The organism is Candidatus Solincola tengchongensis (genome assembly GCF_015711935.1).
Taxonomy (GTDB): Bacteria; Actinomycetota; Geothermincolia; order Geothermincolales; family RBG-13-55-18; genus Solincola_A; species Solincola_A tengchongensis.
The window spans coordinates 26,760-46,945 of sequence record NZ_JACVJJ010000048.1 but is presented as its reverse complement, the minus strand read 5'-3'; the positions used below and the strand labels follow the sequence as shown (position 1 = coordinate 46,945).

The 20,186-nt window shown below is 63.2% G+C and carries 16 protein-coding genes and 1 tRNA gene; 11 read left to right on the top strand and 6 right to left on the bottom strand.

The window, feature by feature from the left end; genetic code table 11:
• Positions 1–201: 201 nt before the first annotated feature.
• Positions 202–342 carry a hypothetical protein gene (locus tag H7007_RS03855; RefSeq protein ID WP_287153195.1) on the bottom strand — a complete coding sequence of 47 codons (141 nt, stop codon included), beginning with the start codon at positions 340–342 and terminating at the stop codon, positions 202–204.
• Between the two features lie 563 nt (positions 343–905).
• Positions 906–1,844 (bottom strand): ADP-ribosylglycohydrolase family protein, encoded by a 939-nt coding sequence (locus tag H7007_RS03850; RefSeq protein WP_287153193.1) that lies wholly within the window; start codon positions 1,842–1,844, stop codon positions 906–908.
• 568 nt (positions 1,845–2,412) lie between these two features.
• On the opposite strand from H7007_RS03850, the gene H7007_RS03845 reads away from it, so the two are divergent.
• From H7007_RS03845 to H7007_RS03835, 3 genes are all read left to right on the top strand, one after another.
• On the top strand, positions 2,413–3,642 hold the full coding sequence (locus H7007_RS03845; protein ID WP_287153191.1) for a C45 family autoproteolytic acyltransferase/hydrolase: 1,230 nt from the start codon (positions 2,413–2,415) through the stop codon (positions 3,640–3,642).
• A gap of 23 nt (positions 3,643–3,665) precedes the next feature.
• Positions 3,666–4,859, top strand: a complete 1,194-nt coding sequence (locus H7007_RS03840; RefSeq protein ID WP_287153189.1) for an MFS transporter — start codon at positions 3,666–3,668, stop codon at positions 4,857–4,859.
• Between the two features lie 630 nt (positions 4,860–5,489).
• Complete coding sequence (locus tag H7007_RS03835) at positions 5,490–7,904, top strand: HEAT repeat domain-containing protein (RefSeq protein ID WP_287153187.1); 2,415 nt, start codon at positions 5,490–5,492, stop codon at positions 7,902–7,904.
• An 18-nt stretch (positions 7,905–7,922) separates the two neighbouring features.
• On the opposite strand, the gene H7007_RS03830 is transcribed toward H7007_RS03835, so the two are convergent.
• Entirely contained in the window at positions 7,923–8,678 is a 756-nt protein-coding gene (locus H7007_RS03830; protein ID WP_287153185.1) for an SDR family NAD(P)-dependent oxidoreductase, read from the bottom strand.
• Between the two features lie 492 nt (positions 8,679–9,170).
• On the opposite strand from H7007_RS03830, the gene H7007_RS03825 reads away from it, so the two are divergent.
• From H7007_RS03825 to H7007_RS03800, 6 genes are all read left to right on the top strand, one after another.
• A complete protein-coding gene (locus H7007_RS03825) occupies positions 9,171–9,929 on the top strand; it encodes a metal-dependent transcriptional regulator (protein ID WP_287153184.1) in 759 nt (252 codons plus the stop codon).
• Positions 9,930–9,931: 2 nt separating this feature from the next.
• On the top strand, positions 9,932–11,950 hold the full coding sequence (feoB, locus tag H7007_RS03820; RefSeq protein WP_287153183.1) for a ferrous iron transport protein B: 2,019 nt from the start codon (positions 9,932–9,934) through the stop codon (positions 11,948–11,950).
• 139 nt (positions 11,951–12,089) lie between these two features.
• A complete protein-coding gene (amrS, locus tag H7007_RS03815; protein WP_287153181.1) occupies positions 12,090–13,076 on the top strand; it encodes an AmmeMemoRadiSam system radical SAM enzyme in 987 nt (328 codons plus the stop codon).
• Between the two features lie 22 nt (positions 13,077–13,098).
• On the top strand, positions 13,099–14,244 hold the full coding sequence (locus tag H7007_RS03810; RefSeq protein WP_287153180.1) for a S16 family serine protease: 1,146 nt from the start codon (positions 13,099–13,101) through the stop codon (positions 14,242–14,244).
• Between the two features lie 808 nt (positions 14,245–15,052).
• Positions 15,053–15,307: a Veg family protein gene (locus H7007_RS03805; protein WP_287153179.1), complete on the top strand. Its 255-nt coding sequence runs from the start codon at positions 15,053–15,055 to the stop codon at positions 15,305–15,307.
• 480 nt (positions 15,308–15,787) lie between these two features.
• Entirely contained in the window at positions 15,788–16,615 is an 828-nt protein-coding gene (locus H7007_RS03800; RefSeq protein ID WP_287153177.1) for a DUF72 domain-containing protein, read from the top strand.
• 45 nt (positions 16,616–16,660) lie between these two features.
• Here the strand turns inward: H7007_RS03800 and H7007_RS03795 are convergent, their stop codons facing one another.
• Entirely contained in the window at positions 16,661–17,446 is a 786-nt protein-coding gene (locus H7007_RS03795; RefSeq protein ID WP_303646069.1) for a SigB/SigF/SigG family RNA polymerase sigma factor, read from the bottom strand.
• A gap of 35 nt (positions 17,447–17,481) precedes the next feature.
• On the bottom strand, positions 17,482–17,868 hold the full coding sequence (locus H7007_RS03790) for an ATP-binding protein (RefSeq protein ID WP_287153174.1): 387 nt from the start codon (positions 17,866–17,868) through the stop codon (positions 17,482–17,484).
• Between the two features lie 429 nt (positions 17,869–18,297).
• Between H7007_RS03790 and H7007_RS03785 the strand changes: the two genes are divergently transcribed.
• Both H7007_RS03785 and H7007_RS03780 read left to right on the top strand, forming a co-directional pair.
• Entirely contained in the window at positions 18,298–18,720 is a 423-nt protein-coding gene (locus H7007_RS03785; protein WP_287153173.1) for an STAS domain-containing protein, read from the top strand.
• 104 nt (positions 18,721–18,824) lie between these two features.
• A tRNA-Tyr gene (locus tag H7007_RS03780) sits at positions 18,825–18,909 on the top strand.
• A 120-nt stretch (positions 18,910–19,029) separates the two neighbouring features.
• On the opposite strand, the gene H7007_RS03775 is transcribed toward H7007_RS03780, so the two are convergent.
• Positions 19,030–20,160 (bottom strand): tyrosine-type recombinase/integrase, encoded by a 1,131-nt coding sequence (locus tag H7007_RS03775; protein WP_287153172.1) that lies wholly within the window; start codon positions 20,158–20,160, stop codon positions 19,030–19,032.
• Positions 20,161–20,186 lie beyond the last annotated feature (26 nt).

Below are 20,186 nucleotides of genomic sequence, written 5' to 3'. Positions count from 1 at the left end.
AAGGCCGTCGTCTTGGAGTTTCAGAGCCTCTTCCGGTTCAGGAGGCTGGCGGCGGCATTCTCTCGGGCGTGGCCCCCGCGATTATATGGTAGATATTACCATATGACGCAGTAAAAAATTCTCTCGCTTCATCATTTGCTGAGCCGTTGCCGGCCAGGAATTTCCCCTTTTCCTCGCGTCGACACAGCCGTGAGGCGGGTATCAGCCTCCTCCGATGGGGGTGAGGTTGACGTTGATGTTCTCCATGAGCTCGGCCACGCTCACTTTGGTGGGATCGATGTTGTTGTTGCGGATGTAGCGGGTTAGCAGGTAGAGCAAGAATTCGACCTCCGGAGTTTCCATCCTCGCTTCCTCCTTTCATGCAGACCCCGGTACCCGGCCTATCCCATCATATTTCCCCCGTTGGAATACCGCGAATACCGATCGTCCTGCCTACATCCCCGAGTTCTCCGTTCAATAATAATTATTCCCCTTCCGGAGGCACACAAACTCGGACCCTTCCCGTCCGCTCCCATCCATGGAACGGCAGGCCCCTGTAAACAAACGTCGTCGGTATGCCCCCGAGATCAGCCCTCCCCGTGCTCCTGTGTCCTCCCCGTATTCTTGTGGCGCACCTAGCAAGGTATTGGGAATAGTGAAAGAATCTGCGGTCATGCTCCTGGATCCTCCCCTTATTCTTGTGGCCCACCTCCGCCGCTGAAAGCGCGGCCCTCGCGGTAGGCCCTCGGCGGGCCCGTGCGGCTCCGTCCTTTATACTTCCGAGCCGCGGCGGCCGAGGTTCAAGGCGTGCCCTTGAGGTGCAGGTCCCGGGGGGAATCGGCGGAACAGGAGAGAGCATCGCGTTTTGCCTAGGTAGGGGATTGGGGTTCGATGGGGTCCCGTGACCGTGAATTAGGCCGCCACCTTCAGTTCCTCGAAACCAGTCCGTATATCCCCTCGGCCAGTTCGATTATCTCCCGGGCGGCCTCCACGCCTTGCCTCCACCTCTCGGGAATCCCCTCCAGTCCGTTGAAGGCGCCGCTGATGGCCCCGGCCACCGCGCCCGTGGTATCGGCGTCCAGGCCGCCCTCCACGGCTCGGGACACCGTCTCCTCGAAGTCTCCCGGGGTGCGCAGGAAGCAGAAGAAGGCGCTGGCCACCGTCTCCACGACGTAACCGCTGGTTCCCAGCCGGGCCAGCGCCTCCTCCGGTTCCATGCCTTCGGCGAGGAACCTCTCCGCCAGAAGGAGGCGCTCGGAAACCGCGCAGGGCCCTATGAAGCGCACCGTTTCCGCTATCAGTGAAGGGGGGTCCAGGTCTCCCCGCGCCGCCAGGGCCACGGCGAAGGCCACGGCCTGGGCCCCGGCCACCGCCTCCGGGTTGGCATGGGTGATCACGGAGACCTCGCGTACCTCTCTGTGTAGCCTCTCCAGGTCGAGGCAGTCCACGAGGCCCACGGGGGCGATGCGCATGGCCGCCCCGTTTCCCGCCGCCATCTCCCCCCGAGCCCCGCTCTCCCCGGGTCGGACTCCGGCACGCAGCCTCTGGATGGATTGGTAGGTTGAATTACCTATTCCCCGCCAGTCTCCTGATTCGAACCACTCCACGAACTTGTGGGCCGTGTCCTCGACGTCCACCCCTTTTCGTTCCAGGATGCTCCGCGCGTGACAGAGCATCATCTTCGTGTCGTCCGTCCACTGGCCGGCCTTGAGCATCCTCCAGGGGGCGTCCATGAACTCTCGGACGCGGCCCAGGCGCCTCCTGATAGTCGAAGCCCTCATGCCCTCCAGGGGCATGCCCAGAGCATCCCCGATGGCCAGGCCAAGAAGGCATCCGGAGAAACGGGATGGGTTAAGCTCGGTCATGACCGGCACTCCGTTGCGCTCGCCTGATGACGATCCCGATACGGGAATAGGATAGCAGAAGAGATGGATTGGACCCAGGCGCCTGAGGAAGAGATTAGGGCGGTGAGGCGAGGGGACGGTGATCGGAGGAGGCGGCATCTTAAAACGCCGAAGGAGAAGCGTCTGGCCTGGGGGTACTTGAAGCTTAGGTTGTAAGCGAGGGGGCGGTGATCCGCGGGGACGGCGTCCTCCGGGTGGCCTGTGGGGGTCGTGAGGGAAGCCGGCTCATGCCCCGCTACCGGCGTGGGCTTCCCGTCAAGCCCGGAGATTTGCGGTTCTCGCACCGTGACCCGCCCTTTCTTTCGAAGGTCCTCCTTCCGGGGAATAACCCGGGAGGTGTTCCCGGAAGCAAGGATTGTGCGGGTTGTGCGGGGAATAACGGTGTGAGAACGGGCGGAAGCGGTCTGTCCTGCACGACGGCATGTCCGTGGCCGGCGCTTCAGGGATACCGAATGGGATTAGTGAAAGCGACATAAATGTTTTACTATTTCATAAGCCGGATAGAGAGAGGAGACCAGGGGTAAAGACGGTGGAAGCGTTGGACCTGGGGACCACCTTGGGCGGGGGAGACACGCCCGGCCGCAGGCAGGTGCGCCTCTTCGACCTGCAGGGCAACCATTATGAGATGGGTTATCAGCAGGGCCTCCAGATGAGGGAGATAATCCGCCATTTTTTCTCCCATCTTCGGCATTGCGAGAGCCTGCGCAGGAAGAAGCCCTTCCTGCTTCCCTTCAGGACTTACGAGGCCCTGGCCTCCCGGAGGGCCTTCCGTGAGACGGCGCAGGAGCTCTCCGAGTATTATCCGCACCAGAAAGCACGAATGGAGGGCATCGCCAAGGGAGCGGGGATCGGTGAGCCGCTCCTTTTCCTGGCCCTGGCGATGGAGACCTTCGTGGCCGAGGCCGATTACCGCCTTGGTGCCTGTACCGCTGTGGGGATCACCTCGGAAAGGAGCGCCATCGGGGAGCCGGTGGTGATCAAGAACCTGGACCGTCCGGCGTTTTTCCGACCCTATTACGTGACCCGCCTTAACCGCTCCACCGAGACAGCCTCCACACTGGACGTCACCATTGCTCCCCTGGCGGGATGCCACGACGGCCTAAACGAGCACGGCCTGTGCATCACCAGCAATTACGGGCATGGAACGGATCTCCCGACCTGCAGCATACCGGTCAGTGTGCTGGTTCAGGAGGCACTGGAGAACTGCGCCACCACGCAGGAAGCGGTGTCCTTCCTGTGTGCGGGCAAGCGGTCCACGGGGGCCATACTCCTGGTGGCGGACGCGGGAGGGGAGCTGGCGACGGTGGAGCTCTCCCCTAACTTCAGCGGGGTGCGTCAACCCGAGGAGGGCATCCTGATCAACGCCAACCACTACCGTTGCCGGGAGATGATCTCTTACGACGTTCCGCATAACGCCTTTTACACCAGCCGGAACATCCAGGCCTTCCGGGGGGTGCGTGTACGCGAGTCCAGTGAGTTGCGTTATACCCGTGTGGAGCAGCTTCTCTCCGAGAGGGAAGCATTCTCTCTCGGGGATCTTCTGCGGGTCTTCTCCGATCACGGGGAGAGCGGACGCGGCGACGACAACACCGTCTGCCGGCACGGCCCCTACCTGACCACCAGCTGTTCCCTGATCATGCTGCCCCGGAGCCGTAGGATGCTGGTGGCCTACGGCCACCCCTGCGATTCGGTTTTCACCGATTTCCTGAACCCCTTCGTGGCCGAGGAGAGCGGCGGCGAAGGCGGGGCGGCGGGGTGAAGAGGAAGCGAAGGGGGAAGAATATGAAGCATCCAGGAGAGGGCGGGGATAGCGTTGCCGGTTTTACGCGCAACGTATTCGTCCTTGGCTTGGTGAGCTTTTTCAACGACCTCTCCAGCGAGATGGTCTATCCCCTCTTTCCCACCTTCCTCACCGAATTCCTGGGGGCCGGGGCATGGTTCCTGGGTCTGGTGGAGGGCCTGGCCGATTCCGTTGCCAGCCTTTTGAACCTCGTCTCCGGGTGGGTCTCCGACCGCCTGGGACACAGAAAAGGGCTGGTCGCCGGCGGTTACTCCCTTTCCGCGCTCTCGCGCGGCTCCCTGGCCCTGGTCGTGGCGCCCTGGCAGGCCCTTGTGGGGTGGTTCTTCAACCGGGTGGGAAAAGGAGTGCGCACGGCTCCCCGCGATGCCCTGATCGCCGATTCCTGCCACCCCCGGGAAAGGGGCCGCGCTTTCGGATATCAACGTTCCATGGACCATAGTGGGGCGCTGATGGGGGCGGCGGCCTCCTCCTTCCTCTTAGCAACTTTTTCCATGGGCTATCGCACCATCTTCGCCCTGGCCCTCATCCCCATAGCCTTGGGTATCTTTCTGCTCCTGTTGCAGGTAAGAGAGGGGGAGGCCGCCTGCCCTCTGGAGGAGGGCACCGGGTTTCCGCGCCTGGACCTCCGCCCCTTCGGCCGCCGCTTCAAATGGCTTCTGGCGGCGGTATTCGTCTTCACCCTCGGAAATTCGAGCGACGCGTTCCTCCTCCTGCGGGCCCGTCAGGCGGGCGGTTTCTCCCTTGCCCTGCTCCCCGGCCTGTGGGGCGTATTGCACGTGGTCAAGGCGGGTGTTTCCATCCCCGGCGGCAGCCTCTCCGACCGCTTCGGCCGCCGTAGGGTGGTCTTCCTCGGGTGGGGAATATATTGCCTCGCCTACACCGGTTTCGCTTTTCTGAGCGGGGCCGCCTGGACCTGGCTGCTCTTCGCCTTCTACGGCCTCTACTATCTCACTGAAGGAGTGCTCAAGGCCTTTGTGGCCGACATGGTGCCGCCGGAGCTCAGGGGGAGCGCCTACGGCATCTACAATTTCACCGTGAGCATCACCGTCCTCCCCGCCTCCCTGATGATGGGGCTTCTGTGGAGCACTGTGGGGCCCAGGGTCGCTTTCCTCGCCGGCGCGGGCCTGGCCCTGGCGGCGTCCCTCATCCTTGCCGCCGTGCCGCGGCAGGGCTAGAGATGCCGGCGAGCGCCGAAGCGGGGGTCCTGGAAGAGGATGTCGTGGGCCGTGCACGTCCCTTCCGGACCGAGAGATGGCGGGAAAGGGCGGTGGGCGGGGAGGGCGCCGGGCATCACCTTCCACCCCCGAGGTGCGTGGAGGCCGTGAATCTCCTTTCCTGACATATGGGAAGCGCTGTGTGTCTTCTCTTTCCCCCGCTTGCTTCCTTTCATCCTGAAGGCTCGTGCATCCCTTCCGGGGGTAAGGTCGTCGATTCACGGATGAGACGTGCAGCCGGAGTTTAACCCGCAAGTACATACATCCCTTACGCTGCGGAATGGACCGAACAGGCCCTCGTTGTGCGGCCAGCGGACCGGAAAAGAGGTCCGTCCTTGTCATCCGAGGCGGGACGGTTACCTCCATGGAATCGGGATGCACGCTCGCCTTCGCCATCGAATGCCAGGCGCGAGGCTGGATAGTATGGTTTCATCCACTGCGGGTGGAAGCGGGGATTAAAAGGATGAAAAGGGATACCGATAAGGACCATAGAAATCAGGATTGGGTTCCTGGAACGGCAGGCACGCCCTCAAGCGCCAGGAAGGCGGGGTTCCTGGGACCCCGCTATGCACTCGATTGACGGAGCGGCACATGGAAGGCTCGAGACAATCAGACCTGGCCGAGCGGTCATTGAACATCCTGAGCTCCCTGCACGCGGCGATGGTCAATTACCATCTTTATCCGGAGACCTCGGAGATCGTCAGGGAATCGGTGCAGCGGGCCAAGCAGGACCTGGACCAGGCCCTGAGCCAGTGGGAGAGCATAACCTTCTGCGAGCTGGAGGGAAAGCTCCTGATAAACGATTATTGCCTGGACGAGAGGGACCAGGCACGCCCCAACACGGTCTCCTTCCTCCGCGAGCTGGCCCGGTGGGAAGTCAGGAGCATCACCTTCGAGCGGGGCCTGAGCGACGAGGACCTGCGCGGCTTTCTGGAGGTCTTCAGTCGCAAGCGTGAAGCGGGCGTCGAGGGGGGCCTTTCCTCTCTCCTTTCCCGGGAGGGGGTAGGGCATGTGAGGGTGGACGAGAAGATCTACGTGTCCATGAGCAAGGACCAGGACCTGTCTTCGCTGGGGAGTGGGAGCGCAGGTGAGGCCATGGACATGCTCCGGGACGAGGTCTTCGTGCGCTTCCTGGTGGGCAATCTGCCCGCACTTGATGCCCCGCCCGGGGAGGTGGCCGAGCTCCTGTCCGACCCCCAGAGGGTGAAGGCCGCCTTCCAGGCCGTGATGCTCGGTTTCGAGAGTTCGGGAGGCGGCGTGGGGACGGAGAAAGCCCGCCTGATAAGGGACACCGTGGACCGCATTTTCGGCCTGGTGGACTCGCTTGCCGACGAGGGCCTCCGGGAGACGTTGAGCGAGGAGATGGTGAACATCCTGGCCGCCCTGGAGCCGGAGACGCTGGTGGAGGTGCTCTCCGAGGAGACCCCACGGGCTCTGGACGATGCGGAGACCCGCAGGGAGATAATCTCCTCCGTGGAGGGAGAGAACGTCCTTCTCCTCGCCGAGCAGGTGGTGGAGAAGTATCATCGCCTGCTGGACGAGAAGGAGCACATGGACCCCGGGGATTTCGAGGATATCTCCGCCGTCCTCAACGAGATCCTGGCCGACCTGTACGCGGAATCCGATCCCCAGTACCACCCGCGCATCACCGAGCTTCTCCACAGTTCCGGGCTGCTGGCCAGGCTGGCCGAGGTCCATCCTCAGGCCGGAAGAGACGTGAAAACTTACTCCGTCATCGCCCGCATCCGGGACAGCGGGTCCCTGCGGCCCCTGGAGGGACTGGGCGACGAAGAGGTCATCGAGGTGGCGGCGAAGCTCCTCGAGATGGGGGAGAGGGAGTGGGTGGACAGGATAACCGCGGTCACGGCCCGCAACCTGGAGAGCGAGCGGGCTGACTTCAGGCTGCGCGCCGCTCGTTTCCTGGACCGCATGTATCTCCGCTTCCGCCGCCTGGGCTTCAACCCGGTGATGGTCTCCGATATGGATTGGTTGCTTGGTTTGCTGGACAGGGAGAGCGATGCGGAGGCCAAGAGGGGCATGCTCCGCCTCCTGGGAGACCTCGCAGCCGCCTCTTTCGCCGAGGGCCGGAGTGAGGATTTCGCGCGCGCCTGCGGCGTACTGCTGCGCTACGCGGGGGAGGGCGGCGCACACCGGGAAGCAGCGGAGGAGGCCCTCCGCTCCCTGGACTTCCGCGAGGTGGGGGTACCCCTGCTGGAGAGCCTTGTCCGGGACGAGGAGCCCATGGCTTCCCTGGCAGCGGAACTGCTTTCCCGCATGGAGAGCGGCTTCGTAGTGGATTATCTGGTGGAACGCCTGAAGGGAGAGGAGGGTATGGAGGTGACGCCCGGACTGGCGGTTCTCTGCCGCTCCCTCGGCGAGCCGCTGCTCTCCGCCCTCTCCGAGGTGATGGAGTCCAACGCCCGGGAGGAAGTCTATATCCGGGCCGTCAAGCTGCTGGAAGGCATAGGAGGTAATGCCGCCGTGGCCATGTTGAGGCCGTCGGCCAGGAATCCCATCCCCGAGGTGCGGAAGCAGGCCCTGCGTTCCCTGGCCAGGATGTCTCCCGGAGACCCCGCCCTGCTTCCCCTTTTCCTCCAGGCGCTGCGAGACGAGGCACCCGAGGTCCGCCGGGAGGCGGTGCGTGGGCTGGGCACCATCGACGATGCGGAATCTGTGGAGGCCCTCCTGGGCATACTGCAGGGCAGGTCGCCGGCGGGAGAGGAACACCCTGGGGTGGAGGAAGCCGCCTGCCTGGCCCTGGCCAGGTTGGACCCGGAAAAGGCCCTCGGGCCCTTGCAGGACCTCCTGCGCCGGAAAGCCTTCACCATCCGGCGAAGGTCGGTGCATCCGCGGGTGAAGGCGGCGGCCTGTTACGCGCTGGGCCAGATAGGGGGGCCGGAGGTGGTGGGCCTTATAAGGCAGTACCTGGACGACCCCGATCCCATCCTGCGCAACGAGGCCCGCAAGGCCCTGGCCTCCTGCCGCCGCAGAGGGCTTACGGATTGAGTATCCACAACCCTTTCTCTACCATGCTGACCAGCCGCCGTCCACGCAGAGCACGGCTCCGGTCACATAGGAGGCCTCGTCGGAGGCCAGGAAGACGGCCGCCGGAGCGATCTCCTCGGGGTCGCCGGTCCTGCCCATGGGAATGAGGGAGAGGACCCTTTCCCGGCCTCTCTCCGATGAGAGGAGGCCGTCGGTCAGCTCGGTGCGGACGAAACCGGGACAGAGGGCGTTTACCCGGATGTTGAACGGCGCCAGCTCCAGGGCCATTGTGCGCGTCAACTGCACCAGGGCGCCCTTGCTGGCGGTGTATGCGCTGCACTTGTAGAGGCCCTTGAGGCCGGCCACCGAGGCGACGTTGATGATGCAGCCCCCGCCCTGCTCCTTCATGACCGTGATGGTCCGCTGGGAGCAGAGGAAGGCCCCCTTGACGTTCACGGACATGATGAGGTCGTAGTCCTCCTCGCGGACCCTTTCCATCCGGGTATAGCTTGGGTTGAGGCCCGCGTTGTTGACCAGGATGTCCAGGCGCCCGAAGGTCTCCAGGGTGGACCGGACCATGGAATCCACGTCCTCGCGCCGGCTGACGTCCACGCGGAGGCCCAGGGCCCGCCTCCCCAGCGTCCGGATCTCCTCCGCCGTGCGCTCGAACTGTTCCTCCGTGCGGCTGAAGACCACCAGGTCCGCTCCCGCCCGGGCCAGGGCCAGGGCGATGGCCTTGCCTATCCCCCGCCCGGCGCCGCTCACCGCCGCCACCTTGCCGTGCAGATCGAACATCTTACCTCCATCTGATCCCCTCGGAAACCCTTACCCTCGCATGGCCGCCCGGGAAAGGCGGATCGCAGGGCTGCCGCGGTTTTCTTCCCGGATGCCGATAACAGTATATAGAAACTCGCCTGGTGGGACCTCGCCGGCCTTGCCGAGAGGCGCTTTTGACCGGGGGCCGGAACCCGTGAATCGATTCGCGGAAGCGAGGAAGGAAAAGGCGTCCCGCATCCCGACCCGCAAGGAACCGGCCACCAAAGTTAACGGGCAGGACAGAAAATCGAGCTTTTATGAATCTTACTTTTTTCTTAATATTAATAAATCTACTTTAGCTTTTAAGATAAAAGAAATATATTTAAATAGGCCTAACGAAAATATGTTAATCAAACAAACAATGTGGACGGCGGCGGGGACGACACGGGAGCAATAGGCGGCGGACGTTGGTATAGGCTAAACATGGAGCCGGAAAGAGAGGTGTATGCAGTGGATGCAAGGGGCGCCGAGATGCTTACCGAGAAGATGGAGGAATACCTGGAAGCCCTTTTCAAGCTGAGCGCGGAGGACTGCGCCCTCACGCCCACCCGCTTGGCAGAGTATATGAAGGTCACCCCGCCGACGGCCCTGGACATGCTGCGCAGGCTGGAGAAGGAAGGCTATGTACGCTATGTGGGGCCGTGCGCCGGAAAGGGAAGAGGGGCGGGTTCCGGGAAGGCCAGGCGGAGCATCGTCCTCACTCCCAAGGGGGAGAGGGCCGCCCGAACCCTCATCCGGAGGCACCGCCTGTCGGAGAGGTTCCTCACCGATATGCTGGGATTGGATTGGGAATCGGCACACCGGGAGGCCTGCCGCCTGGAGCACGTCATCTCCCCCGAGGTGGAGGAGAAGCTCTCCGAGATGCTGGGCAATCCCGAGACCTGCCCCCACGGTTATCCCATCCCGGACGAGAACGGGCATATGGCGGAGGAGGAGGAGATAAAGCCCCTGTGCGACTTCTGCCCCGCCGAGAGGGGATGCATCGCCAGGGTGGAGGAGGACGAACCGGAATTGCTGCAGTACCTGGCCTCGCTGGGGGTGATGCCCGACGTGGACATCGAGGTCAAGGAGGTGGCCCCCTTCGGCGGTCCTCTGTTGGTCAGGATAGGCGACTCGCAGTATGCCCTGGGCAGGGAGGTGGCCTCCAAGATCTGGACCCGCAAGGGCCCGCCGCCGAGGAGGGGGAGGGGTAGAGGTCCCGGATCCCGCAGAGGCTACGGCGGACGGTAGGCATGCATCCCCTGGAGGAACTGGAGAGACTGCGCTCCCGCGCGGAGTTCATCTTCGCTCTGGCCGGAAATCCCAACGTGGGAAAATCCACCATCTTCGGCCGCATCACCGGCATGGGGGTGATGACCGCCAACTACCCCGGGATGACCGTGGAACTCAACCTGGCCCTGACCGAGTTCGAAGGACGCCGCCTGGGAATCGTGGACCTCCCGGGAACCTATGCCCTGGGGGCGGTCTCCGAGGACCAGCTGGTGGCCAGGCGAGGGGTGCTGCAGGGAAGGCCGGACGTGGTCATCGTCATCCTGGACGCCAACAACCTGGCCCGCAACCTCTACCTCTTGCTGCAGTTCCTGGACCTGGGGTGCCCCATCGTGGCCGCCCTCAACCTGGTGGACCAGGCGGAGAAGTCGGGAATACGCACCGACGTCCAGCTTCTCTCCGAATACCTGGGCGTGCCGGTGGTGCCAACGGTGGGAGTGCGCGGAGACGGCCTCAACAAGCTCATAGCCCAGGCGGTGGAGGTCGCGGAGCGCCGTGAGGAATATCCGGTGATCCCCTTTTCCTACGCCATGGACATCGAGAGTCGCCTGCGCCGTCTGGCGCGCCGCATCCAGAGGGAGGTCGAGGAGACTCCTTACGGCATATCCCCGCGCGCCCTGGCCATACTCCTGCTCGAGGAGGACCGGGAGTTCGTGGAGTGGATGGAGGAGAGGGAGGAGGGGCGGGGAATCCTGGAGTTCGCACGCCGCCTGGCCGCGGAGATCGAGAGGGAACACGGCGAGAGCGCTCCCGTGATACTGGCCCGTGAACGCCACGGGATAGCGGGGAGCATCGCCGAGGGAGTCCAGGCGCGCAGCGAATACCGGAAGCCCCTGTGGGGGGAGAGGCTCTGGGAGTACACCACCTCCTTCAAGACGGGACTGCCCATCATGATCCTGGTCATGGGGGCTGTGTTCACCGTGCTCTTCTGGGGAGGAGGTCAATTGGCCTCGCTGTTCGCCCGCTTCTGGGAGAACCTGGTAAGCGGCCCCCTGGGTCGGGCTCTAGAATCCGCGCTGGGCGCCAACCTCCTCTCCAGGACCATAATTTGGGGGGTGGACGGGCTGGGAGCCATCCTGGAGATCGCCCTCCCCTACCTCCTGGTCTTCTACGTCATCCTGGCGGCGATGGAGGACAGCGGCTACCTCAACGCAGTGGCCTTCCTCACCGACCGCCTCATGCACCGGCTGGGCCTGCACGGCCGCGCGGTGATCCCCCTGATCTCCGCGGTGGGTTGCAACGTGCCCGCGGTGATGGGCACCCGTGTGCTCTCCACCCGCCGGGAGAGGATCATCGCCTGCGCCCTCATCGTCCTGGTGCCCTGCAGCGCCAGGGTGGCGGTGATCATGGGCGGGGTGGCCCGCTTCCTTGGCTGGCCGTACGCCATGCTTCTCTTCGCCATAATCATCATCCTCGTCCTCGGGGCGGGGCTCCTTTTAAACCGCCTCCTTCCCGGAGAGTCCACCGGCCTGGTCATGGAGATGTTCCCTTTCCGGGTCCCTTCCCCGGCCACCATGGCCAAGAAGACCTGGCTGCGCATCAAGGACTTTCTCTACATCGCCGCCCCCCTCATCGTGGCCGGCAGCGTGCTCCTGGGCATCCTCTACGAGAGCGGGTGGATCGAGCATCTCCTCGGCCCACTGCGCCCGCTGACGGAGTGGTGGTTGGGGATACCGGCGGTGGCCGGCCTGGCCCTCATCCTCGGTTTCCTGCGCAAGGAGCTGGCCCTGGCCCTCCTGGTGGTTCTGGCCGCCAGGGTCATCCCCGGGGTGACGGAGAGCTCCACACTTCTGGATTTCATGACCCGGGGGCAGGTCTTCACCTTCGTCCTGGTGTGCGCCGTGTACATACCCTGCGTGGCCACTCTGGCCGTCCTGTGGAGGGAGCTGGGGGCCAGGGATTCTCTCCTGGTGGCCGCCTCCACCGTTCTTTTGGCCCTACTGCTTGGCGGCCTCTCCCACCTGGTGATTGCCATTCTCTGAATCTTGCCCTGGAGTGGAGGCGTCCAAAGCCGCACGTCACTGCCGGATGACGGTCGGTGCCGCGAGGAGGGACGCGTTCATCCGGGCTTAACCCATCGGCGCGAGGGGTAAAATATCTCTTGTCCGGAAGGGGTGGAAGATGAAAGAGGCCCTTTTTTACGAGAAGCGCGACGAGGGGAAGGTGCACTGCCTTCTCTGTCCCCAGGACTGCGTGATCGCCCCGGGCAAGAGGGGTTTCTGCCGCGTGCGGGTCAACGTGGACGGCGTCCTCTACACGGAGAACTACAACCGGGTGATGGCCCGCTCCATGGACCCGATGGAGAAGAAGCCCCTTTACCATTTTCATCCAGGGTCGCCCATCTATTCCCTGGGCACCCGGGGTTGCAACCAGCACTGCGACTTCTGCCAGAACTGGCACATGCTCCAGGACGACGCCCCCACTGCCGCCTTCGACGCCCGCAGGGCGGTGGAGGAGGCCCTCGCCAACCGCTCGGTGGGCATCGCCTACACCTACAACGAGCCCACCATCTGGTACGAGTTCGTACTCGAATGCGCCCAGTTGGCCAGGGAGAGGGGGATGGTCAACGTGCTGGTGACCAACGGCTCCATCAACCCGGAACCCTTCTCCCGACTGGCGCCCTACGTGGACGCCATGAACATAGACGTGAAGTCCATGGACCCCGATTTCTACCGCCGTATATGCAAGTCCAAGCTGGAGCCCGTGTTGGCCACGTGCCGCGCCGCCCGGGAGGCGGGCATCCACGTGGAGATAACCAACCTGGTCATCCCCACCCTGAACGACACTGACGAGCTCTTCACCCGCCTTGTGGATTTCGTGTGCTCCCTGGGCCCGGAGGTGCCCCTGCACTTCTCCGCCTATTTCCCCAGTTACAAGATGACCATCGAACCCACGCCCCTGTCCGCCCTCCTGAGGGCCAGGGAGATCGCTAGCGAAAAACTCTACTACGTGTACCTGGGTAACGTGGCCGTCAGCGACGGCTCACATACCTATTGCCCACAGTGCGGGAACCTGCTCATCTCCCGCCGGGGTTACCTGGTCTCGGTGGCCGGCATCAGGGACAGAGCCTGCTCCCGGTGCGGACGCCCGGCAGACGTGGTCATGTGAGATGGCGGGGGAGAGCGGTTCCTTGAGAAAGTGGGGTGGCGGGAGGGGTTTTCCTCACCGCCCATCCGCGCCCGGAGGCAGGCGACCCGTGCCGAAGGGCGGGGAGGATGGGCTTCTGCGCCGCGCCGTGGAACTGGCGGTCTCTTTTCTTCTCCCCGTCATCTTCCTCCTCATCTCCGTGCCCACAGGCTTCGTCCTCGAGAGCCCGGGGCCCTCCTTCGACCTCCAGGCGGAGATCAAGGTGGAGGGGGCGGAAATCCACCCTTCCCGTGGAGAGTTCCTCCTCACCTCGGTGAGCCTGCGGGAATCCAATCTCGTATATCACCTGCTGTCAGTGGTCAAGGACGATCACCGCCTCCTGCAGGCGCGGCGCTTCCTGGGCGAGGATCTGGACGTGAAAGCCCAGGACCGCCTGGACGGGATGCTCACCCTCCTCAGCCAGGAGGCCGCCAGCGTGGTGGCCCTGCGCGCCGCCACCGCGGAGGTGGAGCTGCACGAACTCGGAGCCTTGGTCCTGGGCGTGGTGGAGGGCTCGCCCGCTCATGGGAAGCTTGATCCCGGGCAGGTCATCGTCTCCGTGGAGGGGATTCCCGTGAGGGGCTCGGAAGACCTCGGAGAGCGCATCGCGGCGGCGGCCGAGGGGGAGGAGGTCAGCCTGGGGGTCAGGGAGGTGGACTGGGAGGCCCTGGAATCCGGCCTGGAGAGGGAGGGGGATCTCGACCCCGAGGAATTGCTGACCGGGGAGGTCCGGGAGGTTTCACTGCTTCCCGTCTGGGAGGAAGGGCTGGGAAGGAGGGTGGTGGGGGTCTACACGCGGGATTATTTCACCCACCGTTCTCCGGTGCGCGTAACCTGGGAGATGGAAGCGGTGAGGGGCCCTTCGGCCGGCCTCATGATGGCCCTCTCCCTCCTCAACCTGCTGCTACCGGAGGACCTCACCCGTGGGTTGAAAGTGGCAGGAACTGGCGAGATCTTCCCCGACGGCAGGGTAGGGCCCATCGGTGGCCTGCCCATGAAGGTCAGGGCCGCCGAGGCCCGGGGAGCGGAGGTCTTTCTCTACCCGCGAGAGAACCAGGAGGACCTGGCGGGTGTGGTGACGGGCATGCGGCTGGTCCCGGTGGATTCCCTGCAGGAGGCCCTGGACGCCCTCTCGGCGGGGGCGGAGTGAGGGCATGGGCCACAAAGCTTTTGATGCACAGCGTTCCCGTTGTTCGAGCTTTCACCTCGCGTTGTCAAGCCGAGTCCTCCACGGCAAGGCGTAAGACCACCATGCCTTTAGTGCTTGGAGGTTCTTGTCTGCTCGCGATCTTGCCCGGGGTATGACCTGTCCAGGAGAAACAATCGGCCGAGGACGAGTAACCATAAACTTAACAAGTTGTTTTTATATTTGCGACTAAACCGCATGGGTGTGAAAAACCCGGATGCCCGAGTAACGGAGGACGGAGCTTTCTTGGCACCTCTCTTCCTCGATTTAGGAGCAGCTGGCCGGTTAACCGGATTTCGGGAGGAGAGCTGCTGGGGTATCGAGGTGGCAGGCGGAGCAAGAACATGACTTTGAAGGAGGAAAGGTTTGGTATTGCCGCTTGTGCATGCTCCACTCATGTTGATGGAGGGCCTTGCCGGGTGCCCGGTGGTATGAGTGCCCGCGGTTGCACCAGAGGGGCCGGTTGGGGTAATCCGTCCACTGGAGTTGAACAAGCAGAAAAGGGCGGAGATCGTTGCCTTGGGGGCGGCGAAAGGCGCGGGAGTCGTATCCCGTAGGGCGAAAAAGGTCGCGAACGCGGTTTCCCCGGATGAGCATGGGAGATGGGGGAAGGATTAACTCGAGACGCGGCGAAGTCTCTCTTAGAGATGAGGGCATAATTGGCGGAACAATTTCGCCAAATCTTCCGTCAGTTATGTTAGAATGACTTTGGAGACAAGTGAAAAGTCTGATATAATATTTTTTCAATTTACGAGGCTCGAGAGGTGGTAGAATGAAGCCGACGGGAATCGAGAACCAGAACCTTTCGGACATCATGGAGAACATGCGCAAACTGGTGGGAAAGGTGGTGCGCATCTCCGTAAAGGAATCCAAGCCCAAAACCCATTGGGAGGAGAGGGTAGGCGTCATCGAGGGCGTTTATCCCACGGTGTTCCTCTTCCGCTTCAAGAACCGCCGCAACGTGGATGAGCGGGTGGCCTATAGCTACGTGGACGTGGCCATCGACGACGTGAAGATATTGAACTGAGATTCCTGGAACTGAACATCGGCTGCTTAGCCTGCTCCAAGAACTGCCCGCCGGGTCCCCGGCGGGTTTTAAATCCGTTGCCGGGATTGTCGTTCTCGACGGGGATGCGGCGGTTCAGGGACCCCCGGCTCCGTAGCGGAAAGCTGATCATCACGGCTTTTCCCGGTCGTTGGCCTCTCCTGTGCCTCACGGTGTGGAGGCGGAGGGGGAACGCACGAGGGAATGGTCGTCCCAAGAGTGGCATTCGACTTCGCGTGGATATGCGGTCGCGCGAAAACGCGGGTGGATGGACCTTCTTTATCCTGCAAGGGAACCCGTGGGTTGGCGGAAGGGGGGCGGTGATGGTTCCATAAAGGTGTAGGCGGACAAGGGGCCCAATCCGGGCGGCGGGGATATCGGGTGTGTCCTGTTCGGGCAGGCAACCGGTGGGCGCGGCGGCCACAGGCAGAGGAAGACCATCGGGCGTGGGAGGGGACTCATATGATCTATATAGGCACGGCGGGTTTCAGTTACCAGGACTGGAAGGGCCATTTCTACCCCCAGGAATTCGACAAGCGCTATATGCTGGAGTACTATTCCTCCAGCTTCCCGGTGGTGGAGGTGAACAGCACCTGGCACGCTCTCCCCTCTCCCCGCACCATCCACTCCATGGCGCGAAGGACTCCCAGGGACTTCCAGTTCATAGTCAAGGCCTACCAGGGGCTCACGCATAACTACCGGGACAACGAGGAGGACTTCCGTCGCCTCCTGGAGGTCATCCGCCCCCTGGAGGACTACGGCAAGCTGGCCTGTGTCCTCGCCCAGTTCCCCTGGGGCTTCAAGAACACCCCCGAGAATCGCGATTATCTGCGCCGTTTCCGGGAGCTGATACCGGAGCGCGACCTGGTGGTGGAGTTCCGGAACGAGGGCTGGATAACCGACGAGACCCTGGATCTTCTGCGCGAGCTGGGCATGGGTTTCTGCTGCGTGGACGAGCCCCGCCTGAAGGGGCTGGTTAAACCCCACGTCATCCTCACCTCCCATATAGGCTACGTGCGGTTCCACGGGCGCAATTACGAGGCCTGGTGGGACCGCAACCGGGAGTCATGGGAGCGGTACGACTATCTGTACGCCGAGGACGAGTTGCGGGAATGGGTTCCGGGGATCCTGGAGCTGGATCGGGGAGCGGAGCGGACCTACGCAATATTCAACAACCACTACCGGGGAAAAGCCCCACGCAACGCCGTCATGCTGGCCTCCCTCCTTCCCGCGGAGAGGGTGGTGCCCCTGGGAACGGGAGGGGAGCATCCCAGGCTCTGGGAGGATTAATCCCTCCGCAAAGCCGGTCGCTATAACGCCTGTGTGGGCTGAGGGTCAGGTCTCCTTCTCCGCGCTCAGGTCGCCGCGGAGCTTGTCCAGTATCTTGCGCAGCAGGCGTGAGACGTGCATCTGGGAGATGTTCAGCTCCCGGGCGATCTCCATCTGGGTCATGCCCCGGAAGAAACGCATGTAGATGACCTTCTGCTCACGGTCGGATAACCTGGAGATGAGCTTGGCCAGGGTGTCCCGGTCCTCGGCGAGCGAGAAATCGTCGTCCTCGCCGCCCAGGTAGTCCAGAAGGCTGAAGCCGCGGTCCTCGCCTTCGTTGCTGTAGATGTTGTCCAGGCTCAGGTAGTTGGCGGCGTAGGAACTCTCCATGATCTCCACCACCTCCTCCAGGCTTATCTCCAGGTGTTCGGCCACCTCCTGGAGGGTGGGGGCGCGGTGCAGCTCCTGGGTCAGGTGATCTACGGCCTGGTTGAGCTCCAGGTCGCGCATCTGCAGGCGCCGGGGGATGCGGATGGCCCAGCCCTTGTCCCGGAAGTAACGTTTTAGCTCCCCCACGATGGTGGGGGTGGCGTAAGTGCTGAACTCCACGCCGCGGTCCAGGTCGTAGCGGTCGATGGCCTTTATCAGGCCGATGTATCCCACCTGCAGCAAGTCCTCGAGGGGCTCACCCCGGTTAGCGAATTTCCGGGCCAGGTACTCCACAAGATGGATGTTATGGGCGATGAGCTGATCGCGTATCCGCGGGTTGCCGGTCCGGCGCAGCTCCTCGAACAGCTCCCGGATCCTCTCCCGCCTCTCCCGCCGCCTCTCTTCGTCTTCGCGCACGGACATCTCCTCGTCAGGCTCTGCATCCCGGCGCTCGTCATCTAGCTGGCACATCTCTTTCGCAAGAGGATACGGCAGGAATCCTCCTCCCTTTGAAGATCCAGATGGTCCACCACGGATTCAATAATCATGCGACTGAAGGATTCGGGTATCGCGGTGCGTTTGTTCCCATCCTCGGCGAACCTGGACCTGAACTCGACCTCAAGGTACTCCTTTCCGGGTTCTATTTCAACTTCCAAGGAGGACTCGGGCGGGGAATGGGATATGGCGTAGCTGCTGGCCTCGTCCACGGCGAGGCGGAGGTCCTCAAGGGTGGAGAGGTCGAAGTTCATCCGGCTGGCCACGAGGAATACGGCCAGTCGGATGAGCTGCCGGGAGAAGGGTTCGGCGGGAAGGCGCATCCTTACTGTATCTCCGCTGTCCCTCACCGGTCGAACCTCCTTTTTCTTCTCGGAATCCTTGCCCCCTGCTCTTATCAAGCCTGGCGCAACTGGGGAAGCTGGCCCGTTTTCTTATATTTTCCCCAATCCGCCGGGCTCAAACTCCGTACGGACGTCACATACCGTACGGACGTCACATATTATCTGCGAGGTCCCGGAGGACCGTTTTAAGGGCCGCCCTCCTTGTTGACGGATGAGTGGGTACCTCACAGTGAGTGCGTTTTTTCGCGACTCGGCGAGCCACGCTGAAGCCGTTCGGCCTGGCCGCGATCCTGTTACTGCCGGCGGAGGCGCGCATACGCGACGTCCTCCGCACGAGGAAGCGGCGACGTGATTGACTGGGATGGACAACGACCGCCGGCTGTTTCCTTCTTTTCCCCGGGGTCGGGTTGATAAGCCGCGAGGCTTTCATGTTAAATGGGAAGTGAAGCCGAGGAGTGCGGGACGGTCCGGGAAGGAGGTAGAGTGGAGGAAAAGGGGACTGTCTTTTTCCAGACCCGGGTGAAGGAAGAGCGGGGAATACCGGTGGTGGAGCTGGAGGGCGAGGTGGACCTCTCCACCTCCCCGCAGTTTAAGGAAACTGTCTACCGTTTGATAGACTCCGGCAAGCGGGACATCATCCTGGACCTAGACGGCCTGGACTTCATGGACTCCACCGGACTGGGCGTTCTGGTGGCGGTCCTCAAGAGGACCAGCATGGAGGGCGGGCGCATCCGCTTGGTATGCAGCAAGCGGAGCATCATGAAGGTCTTTTCCATAACCGGTCTGGACAAAGTGTTCCCGATTTACGATAATCTGCAGCGGTGTATGGACGATCGGGCCTGCGGGCCGCAGGGATGAGGCCATGAGTTTGCGGAGCGGAGGATAAGTATGCAGACCCTGCGGCAGGGAGCGAAGGCGGAGCAAGTGAAGCCGATTGGCTTTAAAGGTTAACGGTTTGACACGGGGGAGTACCCGAGTGGCCAAAGGGGACGGACTGTAAATCCGTTGGCGCAGCCTTCGGTGGTTCGAATCCACCCTCCCCCACCAAAGCAAAAGACCAGGTCAGAGGCCATATAGCCCGGCCTGGTCTTCCTTAACGGCGGTAAGGGGCCTTTCTCGCGCCGGAAATACGCCGGAAACTCCAGCCGCGAAACGCGTTTCCGCAGGTCAGCGAGGTGCATCCTTCCTGTCCTTTCTCGCAAGCCGGATGACCTTGAGGCCGCCCTGGAGGGCGAGCTCCACGCCCTTCCCCACCCGCTCCAGGTGGGTGTCGTAGACGTGGCCGTAGACGTGGGCGGTGGTGGTGATGTTGGCGTGGCCCATGACCGCCTGCAGGGATTTCAGGTCCACCCCTCCCTCGATGGCCAGGGAAGCGAAGGTGTGGCGGAGGTCGTGGAACCTGATTCTGGGAAGACCCGCCCTCTCCAGGGCGGGCTCGAACTCCCGGGCGATGAGGTTCCTCCGGTCCTTGGACTTCCCCTCCTCCGGGAAGACCGGGGAGGAGGGCGGGGGAAAGCCCATGCGCCTATGCCTGGCCTCGAGGATCGGGAGGAGGCCCTGAGGGATGGGGACCGTGCGCCGGGAGGAGGCGGTCTTGAGGTCGGTGTGGCCGGAGACCGCGTGCCAAGAGCGGACCACGTTTATCCTCCTTCCCGGAAGGTCCACGTCCCGCCACCGGAGGCCCAGGAGCTCCCCCTGGCGCAGGCCGGTCATGACCGCCACGGCTATCAAGTCCCCTATGTCCGTCCCCTCCGTGGCCTCGAGGAGGCGATTGACCTCCTCGGGAGTGAGGAAGCGCATCTCCTTCCGCTCCACCCGCGGCGGGCTTATTCCCACCGTGGGGTCCCGGTCCAGGAGCTCCAGGGCGACGGCCCGGCGCAGAATGACCTTGAGGACGCGGTAGACCTTGCCCGTGGTGGCCGAAGAGACCCCCTTCTCCTGCAGGCGGAGGAGGAACTCTTGCACCTCCAAGGGGGTTATCTCCTTTAGGCGCAGCCTGCCCAGGATGGGGAGGATGTGGTTGTGGACTACCTCGGAGTAGTCCTTGAGGGTGGAGGGCTTGAGCTCATCTTTCTTGGCCTCCAGGAAGGAGCGGGAGAACTCGGAAAGGGTGGGGTTTTCCTCTTTCCTCCCCCAGGTGCCGGCGGCCACCTCCTGGGAGATGCGGCGGAGGAGGACCTCGGCATCCTTCCGCCTAGACCCGGCCACCACCTCCCGCCAACGGCCATGCTGGTCCTTGAAGGCCACGGCGTAGGAGACTTTACCTGACGGATATTCGCGCCTGCGGATGTAGCTCATGGGCTCCTCCTTTCGCCCTGCTCATT